General features: G+C 63.0%; 6 protein-coding genes. All 6 read right to left on the bottom strand.

Translation table 11 applies throughout. The annotated features are described in order from the left end of the window. Positions 1–563: sigma-70 family RNA polymerase sigma factor (locus VJ604_RS05515; RefSeq protein WP_324080414.1), on the bottom strand; the 563-nt coding region annotated here is incomplete at its 3' end. A gap of 86 nt (positions 564–649) precedes the next feature. Next, positions 650–1,297 (bottom strand): protein-L-isoaspartate(D-aspartate) O-methyltransferase, encoded by a 648-nt coding sequence (locus VJ604_RS05510; protein WP_324080412.1) that lies wholly within the window; start codon positions 1,295–1,297, stop codon positions 650–652. A gap of 56 nt (positions 1,298–1,353) precedes the next feature. Beyond that, complete coding sequence (surE, locus tag VJ604_RS05505) at positions 1,354–2,100, bottom strand: 5'/3'-nucleotidase SurE (RefSeq protein WP_324080408.1); 747 nt, start codon at positions 2,098–2,100, stop codon at positions 1,354–1,356. Positions 2,101–2,253: 153 nt separating this feature from the next. Next, a complete protein-coding gene (locus VJ604_RS05500) occupies positions 2,254–2,544 on the bottom strand; it encodes an SWEET family sugar transporter (RefSeq protein WP_324080407.1) in 291 nt (96 codons plus the stop codon). After that, a complete protein-coding gene (locus tag VJ604_RS05495; protein ID WP_324080404.1) occupies positions 2,541–3,278 on the bottom strand; it encodes an RNA methyltransferase in 738 nt (245 codons plus the stop codon). Before VJ604_RS05495 ends, VJ604_RS05500 begins: the two co-directional genes overlap by 4 nt. 369 nt (positions 3,279–3,647) lie before the next feature. Beyond that, positions 3,648–4,277, bottom strand: coding sequence for a DedA family protein (locus VJ604_RS05490; RefSeq protein ID WP_324080416.1), 630 nt, complete (start codon positions 4,275–4,277; stop codon positions 3,648–3,650). Positions 4,278–4,292: the final 15 nt, after the last annotated feature.

Below are 4,292 nucleotides of genomic sequence, written 5' to 3'. Positions count from 1 at the left end.
AGTTCGCGCGTCACCCGGAGCATCTTGTTGATGTCGTCGGAGACGTGCACCGGCAGCCGGATGGTGCGCGACTGGTTGACCAGCGCCCGCTCGATGGACTGCCTGATCCACCAGGTGGCGTAGGTCGAGAAGCGGCACTCCTTGGAGAGCTTGAAGCGCTCCACCGCCTTGATGAGCCCCATGTTCCCCTCTTCGATCAGGTCGAGGAAGGGAAGCCCCCGGTTTATGTAGCGCTTGGCGATCTTCACCACCAGCCGGAGGTTGGAGACGATCATGCGGTCGCGGGCGGCCTTGTCCCCCAGGTCGATCTTGGCCGCCAGCTCCTTCTCTTCATCGGCGGTCAGAAGCTTGGTCTTCTGGATCTCGCGCAGGTACAGCTTGATGGCGTCGTCGAAGTGCTCCACCACCGGCGCCTTGATCTCTTCCTCTTCGACCTCGGGCGACTCCTCGCTTTCCTCGCGCTCCTCGGCCTCTTCCACCTCGTCCAGCCCGATGCCGTCCGGCTCATCGTGCTCGTCCAGAAAAATCGGTTCCTTCTCCTCCAGAAGCTCTTCAGGTTCCATGCACGACTCCTATGGGGCGGCTTTAGGTTAGAAGGCTACATTATTCAGAAGGCCAGCTTTCAGAAGCGCAAGACTATGCTTTTGGTTCAGTTCTCCTCGTTCCAGCCGTTTTTCCCGATCAGTTTGACGAAGCGGCAGTCTTCGGTCTCCTGCCTCTCGACGCTGCCGTCGGCATGCTTGATCACCAGCACCAGGCGCTGGTCCTGCCGGTCTCCCACCGGGATCACCAGCCTGCCGCCCGGGGCCAGCTGGTCGATCAGGCACTGGGGGACGTGCGGCGCTCCCGCAGTGACCAGGATGGCGTCGAAGGGGGCCTCCTCGGGCCAGCCGTCGGTGCCGTCGCCGATCCTCAGGTTCACGTTCAACAGCCTCAGGCTGTCCAGCGCCTTCCTGGCCTTGAGCGCCAGGGGGCGGATGCGCTCCACGGTGTAGACCCGGTTGGCCAGGGTGGCGAGCACCGCCGCCTGGTAGCCGGAGCCGGTGCCGAGCTCCAGCACCTTCTCGCGCCCGGTCAATTCCAGCATCTGGGTCATGCGGGCCACCGTGTACGGCTGGGAGATGGTCTGCTTCTCCCCGATGGGAAGGGAGCTGTCGCTGTAGGCCTGCGCGGCCATCGCCTCCTCCACGAAGATATGCCTCGGGATATCCTGCATGGCGCCGATCACCCGGGCGTTCGTGATGCCACGTTTCACCAGCTGGGCGACCATTCTCTTACGTGCGACTGCTAAATCCATCTCCCCCCCTTTAACGAACGGGGAAATATAGCAAATGGCACCCTAAATGTCCAGCTTCACCGAAGTTCCCACCCCTTGAGGAGCGCTATCGAGGCGTGGTTGGTGAGATCGATGTGCAGCGGGGTGATGGAGATGTGGCCGTGGGCAACGGCGTCGTAGTCGGAGCCGGGGACCTCCTTGAAGCTCTGGTCCGCGGTGCCGATCCAGTAGTAGCTCCGGCCGCGGGGGTCGACGTTGTCCACGATGGTTCCCTCGTAGCTCCTCTTCCCCTGGCAGGTGATGATCGGCGGCAACAGCTTGTCCTGCGGCAGATCGGGCACGTTCACGTTCAGGAAGGTGTCCGGCGGCAGCCCCTTCTCGAAGACGGTGACGGCCAGCCGGGCGGCGAAGAGCGCCGCGGCGTCGTAGTGCTCCCCCGCGTTGCGGGTGGCCAGGGAGACGGCGATGGCCGGGATCCCCATCAGGGTCGCCTCCATGGCGGCGGCCACCGTACCGGAGTAGGTGACGTCGTCGCACAGGTTCGCGCCCCGGTTGATGCCGGAGATGACCAGGTCCGGCCGGAAGCTGAGCAGGCTGTGGATGCCGAGGTTCACGCAGTCGGTAGGGGTTCCCTCCACCGAGAAGACGTTGTCCGCGATGCGGGCGGCGCGCAGGGGGTGGTGCAGGGTCAGCGCGTGGGACACCGCGCTCTGCTCCCGGTCGGGAGCCACCGTCACCACCTGCGCGACCTCGGAGACTCTTCTGATCAGGGCGGCCAGCCCTGCCGCGTGCACACCATCGTCATTGGTAAGCAGGATTTTCAATGAGCATCCCTCGCTGACTTTCGCCGCTTGCCTCTCTCTTTCGGTTTACGCGGCGATTACTTTAACACATTCAATAAGAAATCATAAATATTTTTAACATTAGAGCTGCCAACCACCATGACAGTGCCCCGCCCTCCCCTTCTCACTCAGTGCTCACTCCATTGCCTGCGCGCAGGCGGCAGCGTCCTTTCTGTCAAAGCGAAGCTTCATGGCGATGAGGGCGGCATAGCAGCAGATTGAGAAGATGTTGGCGGCAATCAAGGGGAGGTCGTTCAGGAAGAGGCCGTAGATGAGCCAAAGGAGCATCCCCAGACAGAGCAGGACCAGCTGCGACATGGAAAGGTCGCGGGCGTGCTTGGTGCGCCAGGTCTGCATAACCTGCGGGACCGCGGCGCCGCTGGTCAGAAGCCCCGCGAAGAAGCCGATGTAGTGCACGAGGTTCATGACCCCTTTTTCCCCTTGAACTCGGCGCAGGCCCAGTCGATCTGGGAGAGCAGGCCGCGCAGCGAGGCAACCTCGCGCTCGTCCAGTTCGGCGCGCGCGTAGATGCGACGCATGGTGCGCATCATGTGGTCGGGGTTTTGCGGGTTCAGGTAGCCGATCTTCAGGAAGACCTTCTCCATGTGGGAGTAAAGCGGCTCCAGCAGGGCGGAACCGGCCACCTCCCTCGCCTCCTTCACCGGTGCCGGCTGGGCCCCTTTCAGGAACTCGTAGCAGAAGATAAGCACCGCCTGGGAGAGGTTCAGGGAGCCGAACTCGTCGGCGGTGGGGATGGTGGACTGCCACCGGCAAAGGGCCACCTCGTCGGTGGTGAGCCCGCTGTCCTCGCGGCCGAAGACCAGCGCCAGTCGGCTTCCGGGGGCGCACTCGGCGAAGCGCTCCACCACCTCGCCCGGCGTCCAAATCTCGCTCCGGTATTTGCCGTGGCGGCGGGTGGTGGCGACCGAAAACTCGGCGTCGGCGATGGCCTCTTCCAGCGAGGTGAAGATGCGGGCGCGCTCCAGCAGGTCGCGGGCGGAGACGGCGAACTTGATGGCGTCCAGGTGCTCTACGCTGCAGGGGTTGACCAGGCGCAGGTCGCTCAGGCCCATGTTCTTCATGGCGCGGCAGACCATGCCGATGTTGCCGGGGCTCTGGGTGCCGACCAGCACGACGGAGATGCGTTCTTTCAGATCCATTTCACTTCCTTAGAACTTTATTGCAGTAGCGTCCCCATCCTCACCCTGTCCCTCTCCTTGAAGAAGAGGGGACGCTCACCGGGGCCGTCAAGTGAAGACACCGACCTGACGAGTTCCACTCCACCACAGGTTGCCAACCGCGCTCCCTCCCCTTCAAGGGGAGGGTCGGGGTGAGGATGGGGTTAAAGGGGGACGGCAGGGCATTAGAGCATAACAGGGAAGGATTTTGCAATACTTCAGGAAAGCGGACCACTGAGGACACAGAGGATGTCACGGAGGACACGGAGGAAACTGAAATCTTGTACGGTTAACAACCGGGCCACAGTAGCCTGCTTCTCCTCCGTGTCCTCTGTGGTTAGGCTTGTGGGGTCAGGCTTGCGGCCTCGCCGAGCTCCTCCACTCCTGCATCCGGCGCAGCCTTCTGCGGGCGTGCCTCTTGCGCCACCAGTGGGCGACGAAATGGCTGAGCCAGAGGCAGCCGGTGAGGCAGGCGAGCACCAGCATCAGGTAGGGCTCGTAGCGCTCCACGTCGTCCACCACCAGCGAGGCCCCCTTGCCGAACAGAAAGCCGGCCAGCGAGAAGATGATGGCCCAGGAGAGCGCGCTCGCCAGGTTCAAAAACAGGAAGCGCCGAGCGGCGAAGTTGGTCATGCCGAGGATGATGGGGAGCACGATGCGGAAGCCGTAGGTGTAGCGGGAAATGAAGGCGACGAAGGTGCCGTAGCGCTCGATGAGGCGCAGCGCCTTGCGGAACTTCCTGGCGAAGGAGGTGAAGAGCTTCAGAAGGGACGGCCCCTTGCGCCGCCCGAGGTGGAAGTAGAACTGGTCGCCGAGGAAGGAGCCGGCGAAGGCGGCCAGGATGACCGCGTAGATGTTGAGGTAGCCTTCGCAGGCGAGAAATCCCGCGAAGATCAGGATCGTTTCACCCTCGAGGAAGGTGCCGAGGAAGAGGACCCAGTAGCCGTGAACCTCGAGGTATTCCCTGAGAAACTGCTGCACCGTGACTCCCTTGTC

This window comes from Geomonas sp., from assembly GCF_035254065.1.
Taxonomy (GTDB): Bacteria; Desulfobacterota; Desulfuromonadia; order Geobacterales; family Geobacteraceae; genus Geomonas.
This window is presented reverse-complemented; position numbering and strand designations above follow the sequence as displayed.